The 25,297-nt window shown below is 65.2% G+C and carries 28 protein-coding genes; 12 read left to right on the top strand and 16 right to left on the bottom strand.

What is annotated here, in order from left to right; all coding sequences use genetic code 11:
- Positions 1-2 precede the first annotated feature (2 nt).
- The 3 genes from EN846_RS07065 to EN846_RS07055 are packed head-to-tail and all read right to left on the bottom strand — an operon-like array spanning position 3 to position 4,800.
- The gene (locus EN846_RS07065; RefSeq protein WP_127393702.1) at positions 3-2,822 is read right to left on the bottom strand and encodes a DUF4159 domain-containing protein; all 2,820 of its coding nucleotides are present in this window, start codon (positions 2,820-2,822) and stop codon (positions 3-5) included.
- A complete protein-coding gene (locus tag EN846_RS07060; RefSeq protein WP_128346843.1) occupies positions 2,819-3,796 on the bottom strand; it encodes a DUF58 domain-containing protein in 978 nt (325 codons plus the stop codon). The genes EN846_RS07065 and EN846_RS07060 overlap by 4 nt, the downstream gene beginning before the upstream one ends.
- Positions 3,796-4,800 carry a MoxR family ATPase gene (locus EN846_RS07055; RefSeq protein ID WP_127282803.1) on the bottom strand — a complete coding sequence of 335 codons (1,005 nt, stop codon included), beginning with the start codon at positions 4,798-4,800 and terminating at the stop codon, positions 3,796-3,798. The genes EN846_RS07060 and EN846_RS07055 overlap by 1 nt, the downstream gene beginning before the upstream one ends.
- 145 nt (positions 4,801-4,945) lie before the next feature.
- Between EN846_RS07055 and EN846_RS07050 the strand changes: the two genes are divergently transcribed.
- The 3 genes from EN846_RS07050 to EN846_RS07040 are packed head-to-tail and all read left to right on the top strand — an operon-like array spanning position 4,946 to position 7,472.
- On the top strand, positions 4,946-5,575 hold the full coding sequence (locus EN846_RS07050; RefSeq protein ID WP_127393653.1) for a DUF1285 domain-containing protein: 630 nt from the start codon (positions 4,946-4,948) through the stop codon (positions 5,573-5,575).
- On the top strand, positions 5,575-6,207 hold the full coding sequence (locus EN846_RS07045) for a CoA pyrophosphatase (protein WP_127393654.1): 633 nt from the start codon (positions 5,575-5,577) through the stop codon (positions 6,205-6,207). Before EN846_RS07050 ends, EN846_RS07045 begins: the two co-directional genes overlap by 1 nt.
- Positions 6,204-7,472 (top strand): CCA tRNA nucleotidyltransferase, encoded by a 1,269-nt coding sequence (locus EN846_RS07040; RefSeq protein WP_127393655.1) that lies wholly within the window; start codon positions 6,204-6,206, stop codon positions 7,470-7,472. Before EN846_RS07045 ends, EN846_RS07040 begins: the two co-directional genes overlap by 4 nt.
- Before the next feature lie 110 nt (positions 7,473-7,582).
- On the opposite strand, the gene EN846_RS07035 is transcribed toward EN846_RS07040, so the two are convergent.
- The 5 genes from EN846_RS07035 to hemF form a co-directional block, all read right to left on the bottom strand.
- Positions 7,583-8,635, bottom strand: coding sequence for a S8 family serine peptidase (locus EN846_RS07035; RefSeq protein WP_245511275.1), 1,053 nt, complete (start codon positions 8,633-8,635; stop codon positions 7,583-7,585).
- Positions 8,636-8,649: 14 nt separating this feature from the next.
- Positions 8,650-9,228: a hypothetical protein gene (locus EN846_RS07030; RefSeq protein ID WP_127392126.1), complete on the bottom strand. Its 579-nt coding sequence runs from the start codon at positions 9,226-9,228 to the stop codon at positions 8,650-8,652.
- Positions 9,229-9,501: 273 nt separating this feature from the next.
- Entirely contained in the window at positions 9,502-9,687 is a 186-nt protein-coding gene (locus tag EN846_RS07025) for a DUF1059 domain-containing protein (protein ID WP_126058661.1), read from the bottom strand.
- 236 nt (positions 9,688-9,923) lie between these two features.
- Positions 9,924-10,184 carry a DUF1344 domain-containing protein gene (locus EN846_RS07020; RefSeq protein WP_127392127.1) on the bottom strand — a complete coding sequence of 87 codons (261 nt, stop codon included), beginning with the start codon at positions 10,182-10,184 and terminating at the stop codon, positions 9,924-9,926.
- Between the two features lie 268 nt (positions 10,185-10,452).
- Complete coding sequence (hemF, locus tag EN846_RS07015; RefSeq protein ID WP_127392128.1) at positions 10,453-11,367, bottom strand: oxygen-dependent coproporphyrinogen oxidase; 915 nt, start codon at positions 11,365-11,367, stop codon at positions 10,453-10,455.
- A gap of 112 nt (positions 11,368-11,479) precedes the next feature.
- Between hemF and EN846_RS07010 the strand changes: the two genes are divergently transcribed.
- Positions 11,480-11,737, top strand: coding sequence for a hypothetical protein (locus EN846_RS07010; protein WP_006202578.1), 258 nt, complete (start codon positions 11,480-11,482; stop codon positions 11,735-11,737).
- 6 nt (positions 11,738-11,743) lie between these two features.
- On the opposite strand, the gene EN846_RS35015 is transcribed toward EN846_RS07010, so the two are convergent.
- The 3 genes from EN846_RS35015 to EN846_RS07000 all read right to left on the bottom strand — a co-directional run bounded on the left by EN846_RS35015 (position 11,744) and on the right by EN846_RS07000 (position 13,042).
- On the bottom strand, positions 11,744-11,905 hold the full coding sequence (locus tag EN846_RS35015) for a hypothetical protein (protein ID WP_187331331.1): 162 nt from the start codon (positions 11,903-11,905) through the stop codon (positions 11,744-11,746).
- A gap of 83 nt (positions 11,906-11,988) precedes the next feature.
- Positions 11,989-12,432, bottom strand: coding sequence for a redox-sensitive transcriptional activator SoxR (soxR, locus tag EN846_RS07005; protein WP_127392129.1), 444 nt, complete (start codon positions 12,430-12,432; stop codon positions 11,989-11,991).
- Between the two features lie 151 nt (positions 12,433-12,583).
- Positions 12,584-13,042, bottom strand: coding sequence for a tRNA (cytidine(34)-2'-O)-methyltransferase (locus EN846_RS07000; RefSeq protein ID WP_128346271.1), 459 nt, complete (start codon positions 13,040-13,042; stop codon positions 12,584-12,586).
- A 461-nt stretch (positions 13,043-13,503) separates the two neighbouring features.
- Here EN846_RS07000 and EN846_RS06995 point away from each other — a divergent pair, with 461 nt between their 5' ends.
- Genes EN846_RS06995 through EN846_RS06980 form a run of 4 tightly spaced genes read left to right on the top strand, consistent with a single transcriptional unit; the run spans position 13,504 to position 18,043 of the window.
- Positions 13,504-13,920 (top strand): hypothetical protein, encoded by a 417-nt coding sequence (locus tag EN846_RS06995; RefSeq protein WP_245493342.1) that lies wholly within the window; start codon positions 13,504-13,506, stop codon positions 13,918-13,920.
- 25 nt (positions 13,921-13,945) lie between these two features.
- Positions 13,946-15,826 carry an ABC transporter ATP-binding protein gene (locus tag EN846_RS06990; RefSeq protein ID WP_127392132.1) on the top strand — a complete coding sequence of 627 codons (1,881 nt, stop codon included), beginning with the start codon at positions 13,946-13,948 and terminating at the stop codon, positions 15,824-15,826.
- A 10-nt stretch (positions 15,827-15,836) separates the two neighbouring features.
- Positions 15,837-17,720, top strand: coding sequence for an ABC transporter ATP-binding protein (locus EN846_RS06985; protein ID WP_127392133.1), 1,884 nt, complete (start codon positions 15,837-15,839; stop codon positions 17,718-17,720).
- A gap of 8 nt (positions 17,721-17,728) precedes the next feature.
- Positions 17,729-18,043 carry a DUF6665 family protein gene (locus EN846_RS06980; protein ID WP_127392134.1) on the top strand — a complete coding sequence of 105 codons (315 nt, stop codon included), beginning with the start codon at positions 17,729-17,731 and terminating at the stop codon, positions 18,041-18,043.
- Positions 18,044-18,077: 34 nt separating this feature from the next.
- Here EN846_RS06980 and EN846_RS06975 read toward each other — a convergent pair whose 3' ends face one another.
- The gene (locus tag EN846_RS06975; protein ID WP_127282833.1) at positions 18,078-18,422 is read right to left on the bottom strand and encodes a cupin domain-containing protein; all 345 of its coding nucleotides are present in this window, start codon (positions 18,420-18,422) and stop codon (positions 18,078-18,080) included.
- 312 nt (positions 18,423-18,734) lie between these two features.
- On the opposite strand from EN846_RS06975, the gene petA reads away from it, so the two are divergent.
- The 4 genes from petA to EN846_RS06955 all read left to right on the top strand — a co-directional run bounded on the left by petA (position 18,735) and on the right by EN846_RS06955 (position 22,144).
- The gene (gene petA / locus EN846_RS06970) at positions 18,735-19,295 is read left to right on the top strand and encodes a ubiquinol-cytochrome c reductase iron-sulfur subunit (RefSeq protein WP_127282815.1); all 561 of its coding nucleotides are present in this window, start codon (positions 18,735-18,737) and stop codon (positions 19,293-19,295) included.
- Positions 19,296-19,311: 16 nt separating this feature from the next.
- Positions 19,312-20,613 (top strand): cytochrome b N-terminal domain-containing protein, encoded by a 1,302-nt coding sequence (locus EN846_RS06965; protein WP_127282816.1) that lies wholly within the window; start codon positions 19,312-19,314, stop codon positions 20,611-20,613.
- A gap of 20 nt (positions 20,614-20,633) precedes the next feature.
- Positions 20,634-21,503 carry a cytochrome c1 gene (locus EN846_RS06960; RefSeq protein ID WP_127392135.1) on the top strand — a complete coding sequence of 290 codons (870 nt, stop codon included), beginning with the start codon at positions 20,634-20,636 and terminating at the stop codon, positions 21,501-21,503.
- 95 nt (positions 21,504-21,598) lie between these two features.
- A complete protein-coding gene (locus tag EN846_RS06955; RefSeq protein ID WP_127392136.1) occupies positions 21,599-22,144 on the top strand; it encodes an adenine phosphoribosyltransferase in 546 nt (181 codons plus the stop codon).
- Between the two features lie 169 nt (positions 22,145-22,313).
- On the opposite strand, the gene EN846_RS06950 is transcribed toward EN846_RS06955, so the two are convergent.
- From EN846_RS06950 to pth, 4 genes are all read right to left on the bottom strand, one after another.
- Positions 22,314-22,784, bottom strand: coding sequence for a MaoC family dehydratase (locus EN846_RS06950; protein WP_127392505.1), 471 nt, complete (start codon positions 22,782-22,784; stop codon positions 22,314-22,316).
- Positions 22,781-23,242, bottom strand: coding sequence for a MaoC family dehydratase (locus tag EN846_RS06945; protein ID WP_127392504.1), 462 nt, complete (start codon positions 23,240-23,242; stop codon positions 22,781-22,783). Before EN846_RS06945 ends, EN846_RS06950 begins: the two co-directional genes overlap by 4 nt.
- A 115-nt stretch (positions 23,243-23,357) precedes the next feature.
- Complete coding sequence (ychF, locus tag EN846_RS06940; RefSeq protein ID WP_127392503.1) at positions 23,358-24,461, bottom strand: redox-regulated ATPase YchF; 1,104 nt, start codon at positions 24,459-24,461, stop codon at positions 23,358-23,360.
- A gap of 95 nt (positions 24,462-24,556) precedes the next feature.
- A complete protein-coding gene (gene pth / locus EN846_RS06935) occupies positions 24,557-25,282 on the bottom strand; it encodes an aminoacyl-tRNA hydrolase (RefSeq protein ID WP_127392502.1) in 726 nt (241 codons plus the stop codon).
- Positions 25,283-25,297 lie beyond the last annotated feature (15 nt).

The following is a 25,297-nucleotide window of genomic DNA, read 5'->3' as shown; positions in this document are numbered from 1 at the left end:
GCTTACTGCCCCAGCCGTTCGAGCAGGACAGGTACATGCACCTGATCGGATTTGTAGTTGCCGGTCAGCATGTACATCATGATGTTGACGCCGGCGCGCAGCGCATAGATCCGCTGCATCGGGTCCGCCGGCACGGTCGGCAGCAACGGGTCGCCATTCTCGTCCACCGCCCAGGCGCCGGCGAAATCATTGGCGGTGATCAGGATCGGCGAAACGCCGTCGCCGACGCGCACCGGACGGTTCTCGGCGTTGCTGGCGTCGAGCGAGGCCTCGACCCAGAGCGGGCTGCCGTTGAACCGCCCGGGAAACTCCGGAAGGATGAAGAAGGATTTGGTCAGCACGTGGTCCGAAGGCACCGGCTCCAGCGGCGGCACGTTGAGATTGCCGAGGATGTCGCGCAGCCGTTCCGTTGCCGGGCTGGTCGAGTTCGCGCCGATGCCGTTGGCGAACTGGTCGCGGGTATCGAACAGCACCGTGCCGCCCTGCTGCATATAGGCGTCGATGCGGGCGATCGAGGTTTCGCTCGGCATCGGGGCGGTGGGGTCGATCGGCCAGTAGATCAGCGGGTAGAAGGACAATTCATCCTTGGCGATGTCGACGCCGGCCGGATCACCGGGCTCCAGCGCGGTCTTCTCGATCAGGAAGCGGGTCAGGCCTTCCAGTCCGGCGCGGCTGATTGAATCGACGCCGGGCTCGCCGGTCAGCACATAGGCGATGCGGGTCTTCGAGATGTCCTCGATCGCCTGCGTGTCGCCCGGCTTCGCGTCATCGGCGCGGGCGAGGTCGGCATGGCCGACAAGCGCGCCAAGCGCGATCAGCAGGGCAGCCGCGGTGGTCGCTGCGGCGCGCCGGGGTCGGCGCGAGAGCAGGCCGCCCATCCAGAACACCGCCAGCGTGTCGAGCACCATCAGTACCAGCGCCGCCGCGACCAGCGAGCCCTTCAGATTGCGCGATTCGTCGAAGGCGTACTGGATGCTGGTCACTGGCAGCGAAAGGTTGGGCCGGGCCAGCGGCGCGAAGGTGCTCGCGGCGTCGAGCAGATTGTGGGCGAACACACCGGTCTCTGAGCCGTAGAGGCCCGGCGGGTTTTCGATCGTCACCGGCAGCGGACCGGCGCCCGGCACCAGCGGCCTTGCGTCCGGCGTCGGCGGCACCAGCGTGCCGTCGGCGGCGATCATGCGGTAGGGCGCCAGCGAGGTGGCGGCGGCTTCGGCATTGGCGACGGCGGCTCCCTGGTTGCGCGACAATTGCACGATGCGCCTCAGCATCTCGACGAAGCTGCCGGAGATCGGCAGGTTCGACCATGTCGCCTCGGGCGTGACGTGGAACAGCACCAGCGTGCCCTTTCCCTTCTTCAGCCCGGTGACCAGCGGCGTGCCGTCGGCCAGCGTCGCCCAGGTGCGCTCGACGATGTCGGGCGTCGGCTCGGCCAGCACCTGCCGGGTGACGGTGACCTCGGCCGGCGGGGCAAGATCGGCGAAGGGCCCGGTCTTCGGGAATTCGGTGACCGGCTGCGGCGTCGTCCAGGACAGCGCGCCGCCCAGCGCGCGCTCGCCGCTGCGCAGCCTGACCGGCAGGAGGTCGTCGTCATTGCCGGCGGCGGCCAGCCGCGAGCCGGCAAAGCGGACCAGCGTGCCGCCCTTGTCGACCCAGTCGGCGAGCTTTGGCCGCACCTGCTCGGGGATGGTGCCGACATCGGCCATGACAATCATCGCCGGCTTCTGATCGAGCAATTGCGGGATGGCGTCGGCAAGGTCGACGCTCGACGGCTCGACCAGATCGGCGAAGGGCTGCAGCGCGCGGCGGATATAGTAGAGCGGCGACAAGAGCGGCTGCGCCTGGTCGGCCTCGGACTGCGACAACAGCCCGACGCGGCGGCGTTTGGAGCTCTCGTCGAGCACGCGCACGGCGCCGGCCTGATGCTCACCGTCGAGCGCGATCGAGGCAAAGTCGTTGCGCAGTTCGAACGGCACCGCCATCGTGCCGGTGGCCGTGGTTTCGCCGGGCGAGAAGGTCAGCGTCGCATCGGCGATGCGGCGGCCCTTGTCGTCGAAGGCGCCGGCGATGACCTGGGCGGGCGCCGGATCGCCGGGCGGACGGATCGCGGTCAATGCAAAGCCATCGACCTGGTTGTCGGCAGCGGTCAGGCCGGCCAGCGTTATCCGGTCGGACGTGGCCCAGACCAGCCGCGCCGCATTCTTCGACAGGAGCGTGTCGAAGGCGGCTTCGTCGCCTTGCGCGGCGAGCCCGTCGGCGAGCACGGCGACGCTTGCGCCGGGATGGCTCTCCAGGCTTGCCGCGACGCGGGCATAGACGGCGGGGCGGTCGGTCGGGATCGGCCGCGGCTTGGCGGCGCGCAGCCTGTCGAGCGCCGTCGCGGCATCGAAGGGGCCGATCTCGGCGTTGGGCTTTTCGGCGGTGAAGGCGATGATGACGGGCACGCCGTTCGAGCCGGCGTCGGCGATCAGCCTTTCGGCCGTGGCGACGCGCTTGCCCCAGTCGGCGGCACTTGCCCAGTCATTGTCGATGACCAATGCCAGGGCCGAGCCTTCGGCCGGCAGTTTTTCACGCGGATTGAAGACCGGTTCGGCAAGTGCGACGACGATCAGGGCGGCCATCAGCAACCTCAGCAGCGTCAGCCACCATGGGCTTTGCTGCGGCGTCTCCTCGCGCTTCAGGACGCGGGCCAGGATCTTCAGCGGCGGAAACACTTCCATCTGTGGCTTCGGCGGGGTGAGCCGCAACAGCCACCAGATCACCGGCAGCGCCAGCAGGCCCCACAGCACCATGGGCGCACCGAAGGAAAGCGGCAGCCAGCTCATGCGCCGATCTTTCCGGCAGGACCGGCGGTCAACCCGGTATGACCTGTGGTCAACCCGGTATGACCTATGGTCAACCCTGAATGACTGCCTTCGGCGGTCAAAGCCATGTGGATGCGCACCAGCGCTTCGGAGGCGAGGCGGTCGGTATGGTTGACGGTGAAGCTCCAGCCCAGCCGCTTGCACCAGCCGGCCAGTTCCTGGCGGCGGGCGCCGTAGAGCAGGCGGTATTCGTCGCCGAGCATCTCGGCGCGGCCGGCGGTCAGCTTGTCGCCGGTTTCGGGATCGGTGAACTCGGTGCGGCCGGCATAGGGAAAGGTTTCCTCGGCCGGGTCGGCGACCTCGATCAGATGGGCGCGCACGCCGTGGCGGGCGAGCACGTCGAGCCAGGCCATGGTCTCTTCGACCGGGTCGAGGAAGTCGCTGACGAGGACGACGTCGGAAAAGCGGCGGATGCCGGAAAGATCGGGCTTTGCCGGCAGCGCGCCGGCATGGCCGAGCTGGGCCGCGATGCGCTCGGCGCCGTTGCGGGCCGTGAACGGGTCGGTGAGGCCCGGCCAGGCGATGCGCTCGCCGCTGCGCGACAGCAGCTCGGCCATGGCCAGCGCCAGGACGAGCGCGCGCGATTCCTTGGAAACGCCGGCGCCGGCCGATTTGTAGAGCATCGAAGGAGAGGGGTCGGCCCACAGCCACACCGTATGAGCGGCCTCCCATTCGCGGTCGCGCACATAGGTGTGATCGTCGCGGGCCGAGCGGCGCCAGTCGATGCGCGAGGAATCGCCTTCGACATAGGGCCGGAACTGCCAGAAATTCTCGCCTATGCCGCGCTTGCGGCGGCCATGCCAGCCGGCGATCACGGTGTTGACGATGCGGCGCGCCTCGACCAGCAGGTCCGGCACCAGCGAGGCCCGCAACCGGCCACGGGCGAGCGCGTCACGCGTCGCAACCGGTGCCTGGACCTCGCCTATTCGTGCCATCAGATGCCTTTTGCCAGTTTCGCCACCACGTCGCGCACCGAGGTGCCTTCGGCGCGGGCGGCGAAAGTCAGCGCCATGCGATGCTGCAGCACCGGCTCGGCCAGGGCACGGATGTCGTCAACCGACGGCGCCAGCCTCCCATCATACAGCGCCCGCGCTCGCGCGCACAGTGTCAGCGCCTGGCTGGCGCGCGGCCCGGGACCCCAGGCGACGAGCTTGTCGGTTTCGGCGTGCCCCTGGCCGGGGCGGGCCGAACGCACCAGCTTGAGGATCGCGTCGACCACGCTTTCCGGCACCGGCATGCGGCGGATCAGCGTCTGGATCTCCTTCAGCCGGGCCGGCTGCAGCACATTCTGCGCCTTGGCGTCCTCGACGCCGGTGGTCTCCAGCAGGATGCGCCGTTCGGCTTCGATTTCCGGATAGAGGATGTCGACCTGCATCAGGAAGCGGTCGAGCTGCGCCTCCGGGAGCGGATAGGTGCCTTCCTGCTCCAGCGGGTTCTGCGTCGCCAGCACATGGAAGGGCGAGGGCAGGTCGTGGCGCGCCCCGGCGATGGTGACGTGGTATTCCTGCATCGCCTGCAGCAGCGCCGACTGGGTGCGCGGCGAGGCGCGGTTGATCTCGTCGGCCATCAGCAATTGCGCGAAGATCGGCCCGGAGATGAAGCGGAAGGAGCGCTTGCCGAACTCGTCCTGCTCCATCACCTCGGAGCCCAGAATATCGGACGGCATCAGGTCGGGGGTGAACTGGATGCGGCGGGAATCGAGACCGAGCACGACGCCCAGCGTCTCGACCAGCTTGGTCTTGGCGAGGCCCGGCACGCCGACCAGCAGCGCATGGCCACCGGCAAGCAGCGCCACCAGCGTGCGCTCGACGACGGCATCCTGGCCGAAGATGACACGGCCGACGCCGTCGCGGACTTTCGAGATGTCCGCCAGTGCCTTTTCGGCCTCGGCAATCATGTCCTTTTCGCTGATCGGGCTTTCCTTGATCATCACGCTCATGCCGTTTCGATCCTTGTGCTGGAAATACCGGCTTGCACTGTCTGTGCCGCAGAATGCCGCGATTCGGCCTCGCCTGGCGCCTGCATTTGAACTTAAATCACAGACTTAGGCTGACAAGCGGAACAACAGTGACTATTTCGTGACCATGACGGAGCTCACAGAACATCGTGAACAGAGCCTCACCAGCGCCACCGAGGCGCGCGGGCTGGAGGCGCTGATCTCGCGCGCGACCCGCGCCGGCAAGGGGCCGGCGCCGGTGGAGCGCTGGAATCCGGACTTCTGCGGCGACCTCGACATGGAGATCAGGGCCGACGGCACCTGGTTCTATCTGGGCACGCCGATCGGGCGCATGCCGCTGGTGCAGCTTTTCTCCACCGTGCTGCGCAAGGACGCGGACGGTAAGACCTATCTGGTGACCCCGGTGGAGAGGGTGGGGATACGCGTCGTCGACGCCCCCTTTGTCGCGGTCGAGATGGATGTGTCCGGCGCCGGCGACGACCAGGTCATCACCTTCCGCACCAATGTCGGCGATGTCGTCGAGGCCGGGCCGGGCCACGCCCTGCGCTTCGTCGACGAGGAGGCGACCGGCGGGCTGAAACCCTATGTGCTGGTGCGCGGCCGGTTGGAGGCGCTGGTGGCGCGGCCGGTGATGTACGAGCTGGTCGAGCATGGCGAGGAGATCGACATCGACGGCAGGACGATGTTTGCCGTGCGCTCCAGGGGCGAGGTCTATCCGATCATGCCCGCCGAGAAGCTGAAACGGCTGAGCGCGTGATGGACCAGGTGACGCCGGCGCCGTTCTCGACCGTGGATTTTCGCCAGCGCGTCGCCGCCCAGGCAGACGCCCATGCCGGCGACGACTATGGCGATCATCGCTTCAATCCCGGCCATCCCAGGCTGAAGCACGTAAAGCCGCTGCGCGACGCCGCCGTGCTGATCCCGGTGGTCGACCATGGCGCTGATGCGACGATGCTTTTGACAAAGCGCGCCGAGAAGCTGCGCAGCCATTCCGGCCAGGTGGCCTTTCCGGGCGGCACGATCGACCCGACCGATCCCAGCCCGGAAGCGGCGGCGTTGCGCGAAACTTTTGAGGAAATCGGCCTCGAGCGCGATCATGTCGAGATCATCGGCCGCATGCCCGACTATGTTTCCGGCAGCGGCTACCGCATCGCGCCGGTGTTGGCGGTGGTTCGGCCAGGCTTCTCCTTGACGCTCAACGCCGACGAGGTCGACGCCGCCTTCGAGGTGCCGCTGCGGTTCCTGATGGACCCGGCCAACCACGCCAGGGACAGCCGCATGTGGGACGACCTCGAATGGTTCTTCTATGACATGCCCTATGGCGGCCAGCGCATCTGGGGCGTCACCGCCGGCATCATCCGCACCCTCTACGAAAGGCTCTATGCTTGAGTGCTCCCGTATCGCTCGCCGGCAGGGCGGACTGGCTGAACGAGAAGCACCTGCAGCGTCTGCTGGCAGCGCTTTCGGACGGCGATGAGCAGGCGCGCGTCGCGGGCGGCGCCGTCCGCAACACGCTGCTCGGCCAGCCGGTCGCCGATATCGACGTCGCAACCACGACGCTGCCGCAGGAAACCCTCCGCCGCGCCGAGGCGGCCGGCTTCAAGACGGTGCCGACCGGTATCGAGCATGGCACCGTCACGGCGATCGCCGGCGGCAAGACCTATGAGGTCACCACGCTGCGCGCCGATATCGAGACCGATGGGCGGCGGGCAAAGGTGTCGTTCGGGCGCGACTGGAAGCTCGACGCCGAGCGGCGCGATTTCACCATCAACGCGCTCTATGCCGAAGCTGACGGAAACGTCGTCGACCTGGTCGGCGGCATCGCCGACATCGCGGCGCGCCGGCTGCGCTTCATCGGCGATGCGGAAGCGCGCATCCGCGAGGATTACCTGCGCATCCTGCGGTTTTTCCGTTTCTTCGCCTGGTATGGCGACGGACGACCCGACGCCGAAGGGTTGAAGGCCTGCGCGCGGCTGAAGGACGGGCTCGGCCAGCTCTCGGCGGAGCGCATCTGGTCCGAACTGAAGAAGCTCCTGTCGGCGCCGGATCCGTCACGCGCGCTTTTGTGGATGCGTCAGGCCGGCGTGCTTACCAGCGTTCTGCCGGAAAGCGAGAAATGGGGCATCGACGCCATCCATGGGCTGATCCGGACCGAGAAGGACCTGGGCTGGGCGGCCGATCCGCTGCTGAGGCTGGAAGCCATGGTGCCGCCCGATGCCGCGCGGATGAAGACGCTTGCCGAGAGGCTGAAATTTTCCGCCGCCGAGGCGGGGCGGCTGAGGCACTGGGCGCTGGCGGCGGCGATCGAGCCGAGGACGAGCGAAGGCGAACTGGCCAAGAAACTCTATCTCGGCGATCGAAACGGCATCGCCGACCGGCTGCGGCTTTCGCTGGCTTCCGCGCGGGCACGGGCCGCCGAGGACAATCAGGCGCTGATCGATGCTGGCGGCTTCTCGCGCCTGCTTGCCTTCGCGTTGAAATGGGAGAAGCCGGTATTCCCGATCAAGGGCGCCGATCTCGCCGAGCTTGGCGCGGCGCCCGGCCCCAGGCTCGGCGCGATCCTGAAAAGTCTCGAGAAGGAATGGATCGCGTCCGGTTTCACCCTTGACCGCGGCGCGCTCATCGAGCGCGCCGTAAAAGCGCTTGAAGCTTAGAGCAATTCCAGGAAAAGTGTGTAACGGTTTTCCGTCCGGAATTGCGTAAAAACAAATAGTTAGAGCGGTTCGGCGATTCCATGAAACGCTGAACCGCTCTAGATCGCAACTTACCTGATCGAAGCGGGAGCCAGTGCGCGTGAAAGGCTGGCTTCGCCCTTGCCGTAGACGGAGGCGTTGTAGTTGAGCAGCGTGTCGGTACGAGCCGTGTTCAGCAACTGGTTGGTGATCTGTGTCGGCGTTGCCGTGGTGAATTTGCTGCCAACGATCGCCGCGTAGCCGGAAATGATCGGCGCCGCGAAGGAGGTGCCGTAAAGGCCGGTCTTGCTGCCGGTGACACCCACGACAAGGAAATGGCTCTGCACGAGCGGGTTGGAGCCGGCGTAGTTGGAGTAGGAGGCAAGCTGGGCCTTGCTGGTCGTCGTGCCGTTGGTGGAGAGCGCGCCGACGAAGATCGCCGAGGCTTTGCCGACCAGCGCGAGGTTGAGGTAATCCTGCTGGCCGTTCTTGATGCCGCCGACGGCGACCGCATCGTTGCCGGCGGCCTTCGAGACGACGGCCGACCCCTTGGTGGCATAAGAGATGATCGAGGCTTCCTCCGGCGCCCAGCCGATCTGGCTGGTGCTGTAACCCGCCCTGGCGTACATGCCGTAGCTCAGATTGAGCACGTTCAGGCCCGCCGCCAGCGCAACCGACGAGCCCGTCGAGAAGTCCTTCGACCGGATGGCTGCCAGGGGCGCAACCATGCTGGCTTCCTGGCGGGTCCATTCGCCGTGCCGCTGGTTTTGCGTGCCGAGGCCGAAATTGCCGGAGAAGCGCGACGTGCTGCTGAAATCGTCGACGATGGTGATGGTGACGCCACTGCCCTTGTAGCCGGCTGCCCATGCGGCGCCGACCTCGGGGCTCATCCAGCTCTGCACCGTCGCTTGCGTCGTCGGCGTGGCCGGGATCGTGGCGCTCACGCAAATCGACCCTGCGCCGTGGCAGAGCGCGGCGGTCTGGTCGGCGTCGAGAGCTTCCTGCGCCGACGCGATCGGCGCCGAGAAGATGGCAAGCGCGGCGGCGAGACCGAATTTCCAGTGGTTGGCTGACATGCTCTTACTCCAGTCGAACAGGAACCAGGACGGACGAATGTGAACTTCGAGGCGGGTCAACCTGCTCATGTCAGCCTCCAAGGTCAGAAAGTAACACGGTAATTCAGCCAGAGACGCATGGTCTCCGGTTTAGCGTTAACCAGATATTTCAGGGTTTGCTCAGGTGCCATCTCGGTGGCCGCGAGCCGGCAGTTGACGCTGTAGGTGCCCAGGTCCCCATAGTCGGCCACGCACGGCTTTTCGGTGAGGTTGCCGCCGATCGTCGAGGTCAGCGAGAAGGACAGGGTGCTGCTCGCACTCGGGTGCATCTGAGTGAGGAAGCCGAGCTTGAAGCTGGGCTCGATGCTGTACTTCTCGGCGCTTTCTCCGGTGCCGAAACCCCACAGGATGCCGGTGTCTTCAGTCAGCTGGGTGAGAAAGTCGACGTGGAGGTCGACCCAGGTGGCGTGATACCACCGGTTGAACGATACCCACGATCCGCTCTGCAACTCATAGCCGCCGTCGCCGAGGCCTCTGGCCCGGTCACTGAGCTGTGAGCCCTGGTGCATGTCGACAAGCGACGTCGTCATCTCCTGCCCGGCCGCCGGAGGCGCGCCAAGGAAGGCGGACAGCAGCAGCGCTGTCCAACGGAAACTGCCTCGATTGCCGGACCTTTCGCGCATGCGCGAAAACACCTCGCCCCACCGTTTCCGGATCAGCGCCTGGTGGCGACGGGCTTCTCTGGCTGCCCCTGTTTCCGGATTATCTCCCCGATGGTGGCACGCCTACCGTTACCGCCTGGTTATCCAAGCAGGTGCGAATATAAGTATTTGATTGAAAATATTTGCGCTCTCGGCAGCCGTGGCCGACAGGCGGAGCGGGATGCTGGCGGGTTCGGCACCCCGCTGCCGCTGAATGATTGCGCAAGTTCCGTGATCCGATCCGGCCGGAAGCCGTTACGCCGCGTCACGCACCTTCTGGATACGCGAGCGGATCGCCTCGATCATCGTCTCGCGAATGGTTGTTTCGCCATGCGTCTCACGCATATGCTCGACGGCACGGCGCATCACCTCGGCCTCTTCTTCGGCGCGTGTATGCCACTCACAGCCGGGCACGAGCGATCCGCAGTGGAATTCCTTCATCGGATTTTCCTTTCCTCCTTGGAGCGCCGACGGACGTCCGCACTCTCGATGCGTGCACGATCCTTTATCGAAAACCGAGAAGCTTCCGGGTCGCGCACTGGCGAGCAACCATAACACGGTTCGATGGCTTTGGTTGCCGCCAGAGCCGAAAAAGGCGGAGCATCGCTGCTCCGCCTTCTTACGCTATCTCGGAGCAAGACCGGACATAACCCTGTCTTGCTCCTGCGAGCAGGCCGTCACTTCATGATCTTGACTGCCTCGGCAATCTTGTTCTTGCCGCTCATGTCCCAGGAAACGCGGACCTTCTCGCCAGCCTGCAGGCCAGGATCCTTGAAGGCCTTGGACAGCGTAAAGGTGGATCCATCATCCAGAACGAGGCTCATGGCCGTTCCATCGAAGCTCTTCACTGTGCCCGTGGTGTGCTTGACCGCCGCGAACGCGGCGCCACCAGAGGCGAGAAGAGCAGCGGTTGCTGCCGTCACAATAAGCTTGCGCATGGCATGTTCTCCTGGAAAATGCGGGCACCCCGGAGCGAGATGAAATCTCGCTCCGGGGAAGGCACCTCACTCAATCTGGGCCGTCCGGTCACGTCGGGTCGCGGCTCACGGGAGAGAAGAGCCGCCGGCGTTTCCCGGCCCGGAAACGACAAATAGCCCTGATTTTTCAAATGCCTATTAGACGAAAAAGATAATCCGGTCGCCACATTGCGCGCCCAGATTCGGCGAATGGGACGCCATTGCGGCTCACGTCCCGCTCACCGATATTTTACGGCCATCTTACCTCAGGCGGCAGGCTGGAGAGGATCGAGACGACATTGCCCCCGGTCTTCAGCCCGAAGATGGTGCCGCGATCGTGAAGCAAGTTGAATTCGGCGTAGCGGCCGCGCCGGACGAGCTGTTCGTCACGGTCGCCGTCGGTCCAGTTGTCGTTGAAATTGGACCGGACCAGGTGCCCGTAGACGACGAGAAAAGAGCGGCCGACATCCTGGACGAAGTTGAAATCGGCGTCCCAGCCGCCCGCGTCCTCGCCAGAATGCAGCCAGTCGAAGAAGATGCCGCCGATGCCGCGTGGCTCGCTGCGGTGCGGCAGGTAGAAATACTCGTCGCACCAGTCCTTGAATTTGGCGTAGTCGGCGACGCCGGCGTTCTTCTCGCAGGCAAACCGCATGGCGCGGTGGAAGGAGAGCGTATCGGGATCGTCCTGGACGCGGCGTCGGTCGAGCACCGGCGTCAGGTCGGCGCCGCCGCCGAACCACTGGCGCGAGGTGACGACCATGCGCGTGTTCATGTGCACGGTTGGCACGTTGGGGTTCCACGGATGCGCGATCAGCGAGATGCCGCTTGCCCAGAAGCGCGGATCCTCCTCGGCGCCCGGCATCTGCTTCCTGAATTCGGGCGAGAACTCGCCATAGACGGTCGAGGTGTGGACGCCGACCTTCTCGAAGACACGGCCGTGCATCATCGACATGGTGCCGCCGCCGCCCTTGCCTTCGTCTCGCTGCCAGGGCGTCTTCTCGAAGCGGCCGGGCGACCACGAGGCCAGAGGCCCCTCCAGATCCTGCTCGATCTGCTCGAAGGCGGCGCAGATGCGCTCGCGCAATGCTTCGAACCACAGGCGCGCCTTCACCTTCTTCTCTTCGATGTCGGCCGGCAGGCCCACCGGTATTTCAGGTCGTTCCAAAATCAGGTCTCCAGTCGCGGACGATAAAGGACTCGTCTTTTCCGGGCGCGATCCCTAATCTCTTAGGGGCAAGGGTCAAGTCCCGTCTGACCACGGTGCAAGGAGTTCCTTCGTGCGCACCCCGGCAAGACCGCCGCTGGATGGCTTGAAGAAGAGGCTCGACCGTTCGCGCGCCGAGCGCGAGCGCATGCCGCGCGACGGCTTCCTGCGCGAGACCTTCGTCCTGCCGCGCTCGGACGCCCGCCTCAAGGCCAAGGAATGGTTCGAGCGCTTTCCCAAGCAGGCCTACTGGACCGAGATCGAAAGCTGGTTCGAACGGCCGGGCGACGTCATCGAATTCACGATAAGGCGGCTGCCGGCGGCGGATTGAGCGGCGTCACAACGAGAACAGATCGCGCAATTTCGGCGAATCCAGAATCAGGTTTTCGCCAAGCAGTTTGCCGAATTTTTCCGGGCCCATTTTCCGCGCCTCATCGAAACTCAAGGAGGTATAGAGCGTTGGTGTGCCGCCGGAATCGATCCGATAGATCGCGATCAACTGTGTCTCTTCCTCAGCTTGAACTAGATGTCCCAGCACAGCGGATTCCTTCCGTACCTGTCATTAATTCGCATCGCTTCCGCTCAGGAGGCTATCAGGCGCCTCGCGCCAGTGCCCTCTCGCGCCAGCCGGTCTTCCTTGTTCCTGAGCGGGCATTTGTCGATCGACATGCAGCCGCAGCCGATGCAGTCGCTCAGGCCGTCGCGCAGCTTCTTCAACTGGGCGATCTTGTGGTCGAGCCCGTCGCGCCAAGCCGTTGAAAGCAGATTCCAATCCTCGCGCGTCGGGGTGCGGCCCTCGGGCAGGGATTGAAGCGCCGCGGCGATCTCGGAGAGCGAGATGCCGACCTCCTGGGCGACCCGGATGATCGCCACGCGCCGCAGCACGTCGCGGCTGTAGCGCCGCTGGTTGCCGGCCGTGCGGTGGCTGCGGATCAGCCCGCGCGTCTCGTAGAAGTGCAGCGCCGATACGGCGACGCCGCTGCGCATGGCCACCTGGCCGACCGTCAATTCCGTTGCTGGAGCCATCTGCTACTTTCCGCTTGACCTCAAGTTAAGTTGAGCTTGTAGCGAAGAAATCCTGATCGGGCAAATGCAGGAGAAGGCGATGTGCGCCTGGACGAGACTGACTGGAGAAACCACGGCCCTCGGTGACGGCAGGGACGGCGGATCGCGGATCCTATGCGAGCTGGCGGATCGCTTCGCCAGCGACCATGGCGACGGACAGCGCGACATTGATGCTGCGCGCGCCCGGCCGCATCGGGATGGTCAGGCGCGCATCCGCAGCGTCATGGACCGGATCCGGCACGCCTGCGGATTCGCGACCGAAAAGCAGAATGTCTCCATCGGCAAAGGCAAAGTCCGTATAGGCGGCAGCGGCTTTGGTGGTGAGCAGCACCAGCCGACGCGCGTCGCCCGCGCGCCATTGCGCGAAGGCGTTCCAGTCGACATGCCGGGTCAGATCGGCCATTTCGAGGTAGTCCATGCCGGCCCGTTTCAGCGCCCGGTCGGAGAGCGGGAAGCCGGCCGGCTCGATGATGTCGACGCCAAGGCCGAGACAGGCGGCGAAGCGCAGGATCGTTCCGGTGTTGCCGGCGATGTCAGGCTGGTAGAGCGCGATGCGGAGACGGTCGTTCATTTCCGCGTCTTTCTAATAAGTGGCAGATCGGCCACAGAGATTTCCAGGTTTCGCAGATTGCTGGACTGGCGGGTGGTCATTTTCTGCGAAGTCGAGTATACGCCTCTCATTGTCAACCCGAACCGATGGAGGGGGAATTCATGATGACCATGCACAACCAGCGCCCCTCCTGGCGCCTTATGCGCTCCGCGGCGGTTTCGGTACGACGATTCTCCTGACTCTCTAAGACTTGATCGCACCGATTCCCGCCGAACCCAGTTTTCGGTTCTCGAAGGAATCCTGCGATGTTCTTCAAACGCCCAAAGGGGCCCGACGCCCCACCTGACCGTGTCCTGACTGACGCCTGCCGTCATGTCCGGACCGACGCTGCGCGCACCGAAGTACTCGGCCGCTTCGGCCGAATGCCGGAAGTCGATGTTGCGTCACCCTTTTTATCGCATTTGCACATGGAGGATGGACCGATGTTCGATCCCTACAATATACCCGGCTCCAGAAGCCTGCACGAGCGCAGGATGGCGACCTGGGCGCTGCTGGTCGGCGAGACCTACTCGTCGGCAGTCCACGCCGAGACGCGCCGGCGTCCGCATCGCGGCATGCTGCCGGACGTCGACTTCTCGCGCGCCGTGCCTGACCACAGCCGGCCTTCGCTGGTGCGCCGCATCATCAGGCTGATCCGGCCCGGCGCGAAAGGCCGGGCAGGCGCCAGTTTTTCGCCCGGAAACTCCGGGGCGTCAGGATCGTCGGCTGAGCCTGTCGGCGAAAAGCCCGCGACACCCTATATTGCGCGAAGCAGGGCCGGCGATGCAGATGATTCTGCATCGCCGGCCCGCGGCGCTGCGCGGTCGAGCAAGCTTGTCCATCAATCCCGCGCCGCGTGAGCGCATAGACAGTCGAGTGCCTGCAATGTTCCGCTGGTTTGAAAACAAGCTCGATCCGTTCCCGGCCGCGGAGCCGGTCGAACCGCCGAAGACGCTGGTCGCCTTCTGCGTGCATTACACGCGCGGCGCCTGGCCCTACATCATCCTCGACGCGCTCCTGGTGACGGCGATTGCCGTCGCCGAAGTGTGGATGTTCGGCTTTATGGGCCGCATCGTCGACTGGCTCTCGGGGCAGAATCGCGAGACTTTCCTGCAGACCGAGAGCTGGAAGCTCGCTGGCATGGCTTTCGTCGTGCTGTTCGCGCTGCCGGGCACCGTGTGGTTCCACTCGCTTCTCAACCAGCAGACGCTGATGGGCAACTACCCCATGCGCATCCGCTGGCAGGTGCATCGCTACCTCTTGAAGCAGTCGATGGCCTTCTATCAGGACGAGTTCGCCGGCCGCATCGCCACCAAGCTGATGCAGACGGCGCTCGCCGTGCGCGAATGCGTCATCAAGCTCATCGACGTGCTCAACTACGTCATCGTCTACTTCCTCGGCATGCTGTTCATCGTCGGTTCGGCCGACTGGCGCCTGGCGGCGCCGCTCGCGATCTGGCTGGTCGGCTATATCGGGCTGCTACGCTACTTCATTCCGCGGCTCGGCAAAGTCGGCGAGGAGCAGGCCAATGCGCGCTCGACCATGACCGGCCGCGTCGTCGACAGCTACAGCAACATCCAGACGGTCAAGCTGTTTTCCCATGCGCGCCGCGAGGCCAGCTTCGCGAAGGAGGGCATGTCAGGCTTCCTCGAGACGGTCTACCGCTCGATGCGGCTGGTGACGGTGCTCTACGGCCTGCTCTATATCCTCAACGCGCTGCTGCTGTTTTCCGTCACCGCGCTGTCGCTGTGGCTGTGGCTCGGCCAGGCGGTGACGATCGGCGCCGTCGCCGTGGTCATCGGCCTGGTGCTCAGGATGTGGGGCATGTCGCAGTGGATCATGTGGGAGATGTCCGGCCTGTTCGAGAACATCGGCACGGTGCAGGACGGGATCCAATCGATCTCGCTGCCGCGCCTGGTCGAGGACCGGCCCGGCGCAAAGGACATCGCCGTCACACGCGGCGAAATCCGCTTCGACGACATCCGCTTCCACTACGGCAAGCAGAAGGGCGTCATCGAGAACCTGTCGCTGACGGTGAAGCCGGGCGAGAAGGTCGGCATCGTCGGCCGCTCAGGCGCCGGCAAGTCGACGCTGGTCAATCTGCTGCTGCGCTTTTACGACCTCGAAGCCGGCCAGATCCTGATCGACGGCCAGGAGATCGCGTCGGTGAGGCAGGACTCGCTGCGTGCGCAGATCGGCATGGTGACGCAGGACACCTCGCTGCTGCACCGCTCGGTGCGCGAGAACATCCTCTATGGCCGGCCGGATGCCACCGATGAGATGCTGCTCGAGGCGGCGGGGCGGGCAGAGGCGCTGGATTTCATAGGCGGGCTGATCGACGCCAACGGCCGCACCGGGTTCGATGCCCATGTCGGCGACCGCGGCGTCAAACTGTCGGGCGGACAGCGGCAGCGCATCGCCATTGCCCGCGTCATGCTGAAGGACGCGCCGATCCTCATCCTCGACGAGGCGACGTCGGCGCTCGATTCCGAGGCCGAGGCGGCGATCCAGGAGAACCTCTACAGGCTGATGCAGGGCAAGACCGTCATCGCCATCGCGCATCGGCTGTCGACCATCGCCGCGATGGACAGGCTCGTCGTCATGGATAAAGGCCGCGTCATCGAGCAAGGTTCGCATGACGACCTCGTCGGCAAGGGCGGACTCTATGCGCAGCTCTGGCAACGCCAGTCGGGCGGCTTCTTGCTCGACGAGGCGCCGGCCGAGGCCGCCAACGACATCGGGGCCAAGGGTCAAGCTGCAGAATGATGGCCACCGCATGATGACAGCCGTCTATCGCTGGTTCGAGCGTTGGGTCTATCCGTTCCGCGAGCCGGCGAACCTTCGGCCACCGACCGGTGTCGGCGGCTTCCTCTGGCACTATGTCGGACAGGCGAAGCTCGCCTTCTTCACAATGCTGGTCATTGGCGGCATTGCACCGCTGGTCGAGGCCGGGCTGTTCTATTTCGTCGGGCGGCTGGTCGACATCCTCGACCAGCTGCCCGGCGAGCGCAGTTGGCATGCGCTGTGGATCGCCGCCGGTCCCGAGCTCCTGTTCATGGGCGCGGTGGTGCTGATCATCCGCACGCTGGTCGTCGGGCTCTCGGCACTGGTCGACGAGCAGACGATCACGCCCGGCTTCTACAATCTGGTGCGCTGGCAGGCGCATCGCCATGTCTCGCGCCAGTCCTACGCCTTCTTCCAGAACGACTTCGCCGGCCGCATCGCCACCAAGGTCTGGCAGGCGGGGCAGGCCACCGGCGACCTGATGGAGAGCTTCATCGAGGTCATCTGGTTCATGATCGTCTATACGGTGACGACGCTGGCGCTGGTCGCCGGCCTCGATCTCAGGCTGGCGGTGCTTGTGGTGCTCTGGATCGCCGCCTTCGGCTTTCTGGCCAAGCGCTATCTGCCGGCGATCCGCAGGCACGCCGAGGCGACCGCCGAGGCCGGCTCGATGATCAATGGCCGAATCGTCGATTCCTACTCCAACGTGCAGACGCTGAAGCTGTTTTCGGCCGATGGCGACGATCGCTACATCCGGAGCGGTTTCGACATCTATCTGGACGCCCTGCGCCCGTTCACCCGCCGGCTGACCGGCGTGCGCATGGCGCTGACGACGCTGTCGGGCGTCATGATCACCGCCATCGCCAGCTTTGCCATCTATCTATGGCTCGAAGGCTCGATCACCGTCGGCGCCGTTGCCTTCACGCTTTCGCTCGTCCTGCGGCTCAACATGCTGCTCGGCCGGGTGATGATGCAGCTCAACGGCATCCTGAGGAACCTCGGCGTGCTGGAGAACTCCAAGGCGTTGATCTCGCAGCCGCTCGGCCTCACCGACGCGCCGGACGCCAAGGAATTGATCGTGGCCGGCGGCCGCATCGATGTGAAGAACGTGACTTTCCATTACGGCAAGGGGGCGGGCGTGCTCGACGGCATCGACCTCGTCGTCAGGCCCGGCGAGAAGGTCGGGCTGGTCGGCCCATCGGGAGCCGGCAAGACGACGCTGGCCAATCTGATCCTGCGCCTCTACGACCTCGAGGGCGGCAAGATCCTGATCGACGGCCAGGATATCGCGCAGGTGACGCAGAATTCGCTGCGCGCCAATATCGGCGTGGTCAGCCAGGACACGGCCCTGTTCCACCGCTCGCTGCGCGACAACATCAAGCTCGGCATGCCGGGCGCGACCGAGACGCAAGTGATCGCGGCGGCGCGGAGGGCCGAGGCACACGAGTTCATCATGGGCCTGCGCGACAACCGCGAGCGCAGCGGCTACGAAGCCTATGTCGGCGAACGCGGCGTGAAGCTGTCTGGCGGCCAGCGCCAGCGTGTGGCAATCGCTCGCGTCTTCCTCAAGGATGCGCCGATCCTGATCCTCGACGAGGCGACCTCGGCGCTCGATTCCGACATCGAGGCGGCGATCCAGGAGAATCTGACGCGGCTGATGGAGAACAAGACCGTGATTGCCATCGCGCACCGGCTGTCGACGATCGCGGCACTCGACCGGCTGGTGGTGCTCGACGGCGGGCGGATCATCGAACAGGGCACGCATGACGAGCTGGTGGCGCTGGACGGGCTTTACGCGCGGCTGTGGAAGCGGCAGTCGGGCGGCTTCCTGTTCAACGAGGAAAGCGTGCTGGAAGAGACGCGGCCGGCGGAGTAGGAAGAGCAATGTCGGTTCGCATGCCCTCCAATTTCGGACGCGCGGGCGCGCAGGAGAGCGCACTCGACCTGCTCGGCCACGAGATCCTCGCCGAAAAGGCGGCGGCTCTCGGCCGCGCCGGCCAGCGCGTCGAGGCGACGTTGGCCAGACTGCGCGAGAACGGCGACGACGAGGAGCGGCGGCCGCGACTGCTCAAGGACGCCGCCGAGGCCGTGCATGCCTATTTCATCCAGCGCGAGCTCTGCGGGTTGCGCAAGCACGATGCGGTGATCCGCGAATACGACATACCGAGGGCAGTCCTGGTCAGGCTCGGCGCGAAATAGGCGCTGCCTTCGGGTCTCTTGCCGTACCGGGGATCTACTCCAGCCACTCGGTGACGAAGCTGCCGTTCTCGTGAATATCGATGGTCTCCAGCGGGCCGGGGCCGAGATTGGTGAATTTGTGCGCCGTGTTGGGCGGCACGATCACGATCTGGCCGGCGAATGCCTCGATCTCCCGGTCGCCGACCGTGAACAGGCCGCTGCCCTGGCGGACGATGAAGATCTCCGCGTAGGGATGCCGGTGCAGGCGCGGACCGCCGCCGGTTCCGGGCAGATAATTGAAGATCAGGCAGGAGTTGGAGCCCCAGGCGCCGCATTCGAGCTCGCCTTGCCAACGGTCGGGCATCCTGGCCCATTTGTCGCGGTCGATGACGTGCGCCATGAGGGCAGAATAGACCGAGCCGGCGCCGACTGTCGAGGCAAAGGCGTGGCAATGATCGCCGTTGTTTTTGCGGTCGTTTCGGGCTGTTTGGCGACCCTTCGGCGCAGCGCCGTCCGGCATCGGATTTTACCCCCGCGACAATCTGACCTTGTGCCTTCACCCGACTGGACAAAAACGGGCTTCACGCATAAACCGAACTCCAAATGCCGGAGGAATTCGCTAGCCTGTTCGCCATGCGCTGTCGGGCCGGCGCGATTGAGCGGGGACAAGGCTCGGCCGCCGGCACGGAAGAGGCGAAAGGATCAGGCACCCGTGAGCGCAACCGATACCCACGATCCCAACCGTCGTGATTTCCTTTATGTCGCCACCGGCACGGCCGCCGTGGTCGGCGCGGGGGCCGTCGCATGGCCGTTCATCGACCAGATGCGCCCCGACGCCTCGACGCTGGCGCTGGCCTCGGTCGAAGTGGACGTCTCGTCGCTGACGCCGGGAACGTCGCTGATCGTGAAGTGGCGCGGCAAGCCGGTCGTGGTGCGCAATCGCACCGAGAAGGAGATGAAGGACGGCGAGGCCGTCAATCTCGCCGACCTCAAGGACCCGATCGCCCGCAACGCCAATTTGCCGGCCGACGCTCCGGCGACCGACGCCAACCGCACGACGCCCGGCAAGGAAGCCTGGATGGTCATGGTCCAGGTCTGCACCCACCTCGGCTGCATCCCGCTTGGCCAGGAAGGCGATTTCGGCGGCTGGTTCTGCCCGTGCCACGGCTCGGTGTACGACACCGCCGGCCGCATCCGCAAAGGCCCGGCGCCCGAGAACATGGCGGTGCCGGTATTCAAGTTCATTTCCGATACCAAGATCCTTATCGGTTGAGGCAGGGGATATTTCGATGAGCGAGGGACACTCGACCTATACGCCCAAGACCGGTCTCGGACGCTGGTTCGACGCCCGCATGCCGCTGCCCAGGCTGGTCTATGATAGCTTCGTCGCCTATCCGGTGCCGCGCAACCTCAACTACATGTGGACGTTCGGCGGCATCCTGTCGATCATGCTGGCGTCGCAGATCCTGACCGGCATCGTGCTGGCCATGCACTACACGTCGGACACCACGCTCGCCTTCGATTCGGTCGAGAAGATCATGCGCGACGTGAATTCGGGCTGGCTGCTGCGCTATCTCCATTCCAACGGCGCCTCGTTCTTCTTCGTCGCCGTCTACATCCACATTTTCCGCGGCCTCTATTACGGCTCCTACAAGGCGCCGCGCGAGCTGCTGTGGATCCTCGGCTGCATCATCTACCTGCTGATGATGGCGACCGGCTTCATGGGCTATGTGCTGCCCTGGGGACAGATGAGCTTCTGGGGCGCCACCGTCATCACCGGCTTCTTCAGCGCCATTCCGTTGGTCGGCAACTGGATCCAGGAACTGCTGCTCGGCGGCTTTGCCGTCGACAACCCGACGCTGAACCGCTTCTTCGCGCTGCATTACCTGTTGCCGTTCATGATCGCCGGCGTCGTCGTGCTGCATATCTGGGCGCTGCATGTCGTCGGGCAGTCGAACCCGACCGGCATCGAGGTCAAGTCGAAGACCGATACCGTTGCCTTCACGCCTTACGCCACCATCAAGGACGCGTTCGGCATGATCGTGTTCCTGTTCGTCTTCGCCTATTTCGTCTTCTACCTGCCGAACTTCCTTGGCCACCCGGACAACTACACGGTCGCCAACCCGCTGAAGACGCCTGCCCATATCGTGCCGGAATGGTACTTCCTGCCGTTCTACGCGATCCTGCGCGCCATCACCTTCAACATCGGGCCGATCAACTCCAAGCTCGGCGGCGTGCTGTGCATGTTCGGCGCCATCGCCATGCTGTTCCTGGTGCCGTGGCTCGACACGTCCAAGGTGCGCTCGGCGGTCTACCGCCCCTGGTACAAGCTGTTCTTCTGGCTGTTCGTGGCCGACGCCATCCTGCTCGGATGGCTGGGCTCGCAGCCGGCCGAAGGCAGCTATGTGTTCATGGCGCAGATGGCGACACTGTTCTACTTCGCCTTCTTCCTGGTCGCGCTGCCGGTGCTCGGGCTGATCGAGACGCCGCGCAGGCTGCCGAATTCGATCACCGAGGCGGTGCTGGAAAAGAACAAGGGCGGCGGCGGACATCCGGCCGGCGCGAACGCCGCGCCGGAAACCAAGGGCTGAGAATCTAAGGGGATTTGGGTATGAAAAAGATTCTCACCTCGCTGGCTCTGCTTGGCCTGGTGGCCGCGGGCACCTGGATGACAGGTGCAGGCGCCATCGCCGAAGAGGCACATAACGCGGCGGCACCGACGCATTTCCCCATCGACGAGCCGAAGGAAATGAGCTGGAGCTTCGCCGGACCGTTCGGCACCTATGACAAGGCCCAGCTGCAGCGCGGCCTGAAGGTCTACAAGGAAGTCTGCTCGGCCTGCCATTCGATGAACCTGGTTGCCTTCCGCACGCTGGAAGGGCTCGGCTATTCGGACGGGCAGGTGAAGGCGCTGGCCGCCGAATACACGATCCACGACGGCCCGAACGATGCCGGCGACATGTTCGACCGCCCGGGCAAGCCGTCCGATCACTTCCCGGCGCCGTTCGCGAACGAGCAGGCCGCCGCATCGGCCAATGGCGGCGCCGCACCGCCCGACATGTCGCTGCTCGCCAAGGCGCGCGGCGTCGAGCGCGGCTTCCCGCGCTTCGTCTTCGACATCTTCACCCAGTACGCCCAGGGCGGCCCCGACTACATCCACTCGCTGCTGACCGGCTACGACCAGACGCCGCCGGCCGGCATGGTGATCCCCGAGGGCACGCACTACAACCCGTACTTCCTGTCCGGCGTGTCGCTGAAGATGCCGAAGCCGCTCTCCGACGGCCAGGTGACCTATGACGACGGTTCGCCGCAGACGGTGGACCAGTATTCCCGCGACGTCTCGGCCTTCCTGATGTGGGCCGCCGAGCCGCATCTGGAGGACCGCAAGAAGACCGGCTTCCGCGTGCTGGTGTTCCTGCTCCTGTTCGGCGCGCTGGTCTATCTCACCAAGCGCAAGGTGTGGGCCGACGTCGCCCACTGAGCGGCTGCGACCGGAAAAATGCGAGGGCGCCGATGGGCGCCCTTTTCTTTTGGGCCGCTAGCCGGCAAAACTGTACGGCAACGGATCAACCGCCCATGAAATCCTCTCTCGAAGAAACGCTGCTCGCGGCCATCCGCACCATTCCGGACTATCCGAAGCCGGGCATCTTGTTCCGCGATATCACCACCCTGCTCGGCAATGCGCGTGCTTTCCGCCGCGCCATCGACGAGCTGGTACATCCCTATGTCGGGCTGAAGGTCGACAAGATCGCCGGCATCGAGGCGCGCGGCTTCATCCTCGGCGGCGCCGTCGCGCACCAGCTCTCGGCCGGCTTCGTGCCGATCCGCAAGAAGGGCAAGCTGCCCTATGAGACGGTGCGCGTCGCCTACAGCCTGGAATACGGGCTGGACGAGATGGAGATGCACAAGGACGGCGTTTCGCCCGGTGAGAAAGTGATCCTGGTCGACGACCTGATCGCCACCGGCGGCACGGCGGAGGCGGCGGTCAAGCTGTTGCGCCAGATCGGTGCCGACATCGTCGCCGCCTGCTTCGTCATCGACCTGCCGGATCTCGGCGGGCGCCAGAAGCTCGAAGCGCTCGGCGTGCCGGTGCGGACGCTGATCGGCTTCGAGGGGCATTGAGCGCCTTATCCCTCGCCCCGTTTACGGGGAGAGGGACGCGGAGCGAGCAACGCGAGCGGAGCCAGGGTGAGGGGTAAGCGCGGCCGTCGAGTTTCAGACACTTGCGCCGGTGCCGCCCCTCATCCGCCCTTCGGGCACCTTCTCCCCGTGAACGGGGAGAAGGAAGAGGCTACTCCACCTTCACCAGCACCGCGCTGTCGAACTCGATGACCTTGTCGCCGGTCGAATCGAAGGCTTCGCAGCGCAGCGTGAGCAGGTTCCAGCCGGGGCGCGCGGCAAGCGGGCGGTGGGCGAGCGCGGTGCGCGTGAAGGTCACGGTCTCGCCGGCATAGACCGGCTTCAGCCATTTCAGGTTGCGGAAACCGGGCGAGGGGCCGAATTCGGGCTGCGGGCCTGGGCCGGTCCAGCGCACCCCCTCGGTCTCCATGCGCTTTTCGAGATTGTACTTCATCCAGGTGGCGGCGGTGTGCCAGCCGGAGGCGCACAAGCCACCGAGCACGCTCTTCTTCGCAGCCTCCTCATCGACATGAAAGACCTGGGGGTCGTATTTGCGGGCGAAGGCCTTGATCTCGTCGGGCTCGAATTTGTGCGCGCCCAGCGTGACGGTGTGGCCGATCAGGAAGAACTCGTCGAGGGTCACGCCGCGGCCTCCCGGGTCAGGAACATGCCGGTGTTCTCGAGCTCGAAGACGCTCTCGCCGCGCTGGTTGAACAGTTCGCTGCGCATGGTGACGAGGCCGAGCTGAGGCCGCGATTTGGACTGGCGCTTGGCAAGCACGGTCACCGTCCCGCTGAGCGTATCGCCGGCGAGCACCGGCTTCTTCCATTTGACGTGTTCGATGCCGGGCGATCCCTGCGAAGTCGAGTCGAGCAGGAAGGCATCGCACAGCATGCGCATGAACATCGCGCAGGTGTGCCAGCCCGAAGCCGACAGGCCGCCGAGGATGCTGGCCTTGCCGGCCGCCTTGTCGAGGTGCATCGGCTGGGCGTCGAACTCGCTGGCGAACGCGATGATCTCGGCGGCGTATACGTGCTTCACACCGAGGTCGAGCGAGGCGCCCTCGACGAAATCCTCATAGGCCCAGGTCTTTGCGGTCATGGTCCGGATCCGGTTGACGAACGCGCGATCCCGTTAGGATCGGCACCCCGGATGCCGGCCAACAGGCGTTTGGTCAAGTCATTTCTGGTGAGCCAGCCGCGCGTAGCCCAGACCGTCAGGTGTTGAACTTGAACAGCATGACGTCGCCGTCCTGGACGACATATTCCTTGCCTTCATCGCGGGCCTTGCCGGCCTCCTTGGCCGCAACTTCGCCGCCGAGGGTGACGAAGTCGTTGAAGGCGATGGTCTGGGCGCGGATAAAGCCGCGCTCGAAATCGGTATGGATGACGCCGGCCGCCTGAGGGGCCTTGTCGCCCTTGTGAATGGTCCAGGCGCGCGTCTCCTTCGGCCCGGCGGTGAAATAGGTGATGAGATGCAACAGGTCGTAGCCGGCGCGGATCACCTTGTTGAGACCCGGCTCGTCGAGCCCGAGAGAGGCAAGGAACTCCATCTCCTCCTCGTCGGAAAGCTGGGCAACCTCGGCTTCGATCGCCGCCGAGATGACGACAGTGCCGGCGCCCTGCGCGGCGGCCATCTTTTCCACGGCCCTGGAGTGCTCGTTGCCGGTCGCGGCATCGGCTTCCGCGACGTTGCAGACGTAGAGAACCGGGTGTGAGGTGAGCAGGTTCAGCCCCTGCAGGATGCGCAGATCCTCCGCCGCTATGCCCTTCAACAGGATGCGGGTCGGCTTGCCGGCCTGCAGCAGTTCGAGCGCCGCCTCCATCATCGGCAGCACGGTCATCGCTTCCTTGTCCTTGCCGGCGGCGCGCTTGCGGAACTGGACCATGCGGCGCTCGAGGCTTTCGAGGTCGGCGAGCATCAGCTCGGTCTCGACCGTCTCGGCATCGGCGACGGGGTCGATGCGGCCCTCGACATGGGTGATGTCATCGTCCTCGAAGCAGCGCAACACATGGACGATGGCGTCGACCTCGCGGATGTTGGCGAGGAACTGGTTGCCCAGCCCTTCGCCTTTGGAGGCGCCGCGCACCAGGCCGGCGATGTCGACGAAGGAGATGCGTGTCGGGATGATCTCCTTCGACTTGGCGATCGAGGCGATCTTCTGCAGGCGGGAGTCCGGCACCGCGACCTCGCCGGTGTTGGGCTCGATGGTGCAGAACGGATAGTTGGCGGCCTGCGCCGCCGCCGTCCTGGTCAGCGCGTTGAAGAGCGTCGACTTGCCGACATTAGGCAAGCCGACGATGCCGCATTTGAAACCCATTTTGTCCGGTCCTATCGGGAAATCGAAATTTGATCAGGGCTATGGGCGAAAGGGGTGACGAACGTCAAGCCCTCGGCCGCCATCCCCGGCGACGTTCAGCCCTTGCCGCCGAACAGCTTCTTCAGCATGGCGGCCATCGGGCCGGTTTCGGGCAGCTTTGCCGGCGCCTGCTGCGGCCGTGCCTGGCGAATGTGGCTCTGCGCCTTCGCCGCCTTGGGCGGCGGGCGGTCGTCGTCGCCGGTTGGCGTCAGTTTTTCACGCAGGGCGAGCGTGATGCGGTTCATGAAGGAATTGTCGTCGCCCTTGGCCAGCAGGCCGGCGTCCTCGGCGATGGTGTCGAGCAGAACCTCGAGCCATTCGCGGTCCGCCTTGGCGAAGTCGCCAAGCACGTGGCCGTGCACCATTTCCTTGACGCCCGGATGGCCGACGCCGACACGCACGCGGCGATAGGCCTTGCCGATATGGTCGTCCAGCGAGCGAATGCCGTTGTGGCCGCCGGAGCCGCCACCGACCTTGACCCGAACCTTGCCGGCGGCAAGGTCGATCTCGTCATAGAAAACGGTGAGCGCGGCAGGCTCGAGCTTGTAGAAGCGCAGCGCCTCGCCGACCGCCTGGCCGGACAGGTTCATGAAGGTCTGCGGCTTGACCAGGAGGATCTTTTCGCCGGCGAGCGTACCTTCGGCGATCAGGCCCTGGAATTTCTTCGACCAGGGCGAAAAAGAATGGCGGCGGGCGATCGCGTCCACCGCCATGAAACCGACATTGTGCCGGTTGTTGGCATATTTCGCGCCCGGATTGCCGAGGCCTGCGAACACAAGCATCGTCGTCTCCGGGCG

Source organism: Mesorhizobium sp. M4B.F.Ca.ET.203.01.1.1, assembly GCF_004791025.1.
In the GTDB taxonomy this organism is placed as follows: Bacteria; Pseudomonadota; Alphaproteobacteria; order Rhizobiales; family Rhizobiaceae; genus Mesorhizobium; species Mesorhizobium abyssinicae.
The sequence above is the reverse complement of the archived record's forward strand: the minus strand, read 5'-3'. Positions and strand labels throughout refer to the sequence as shown.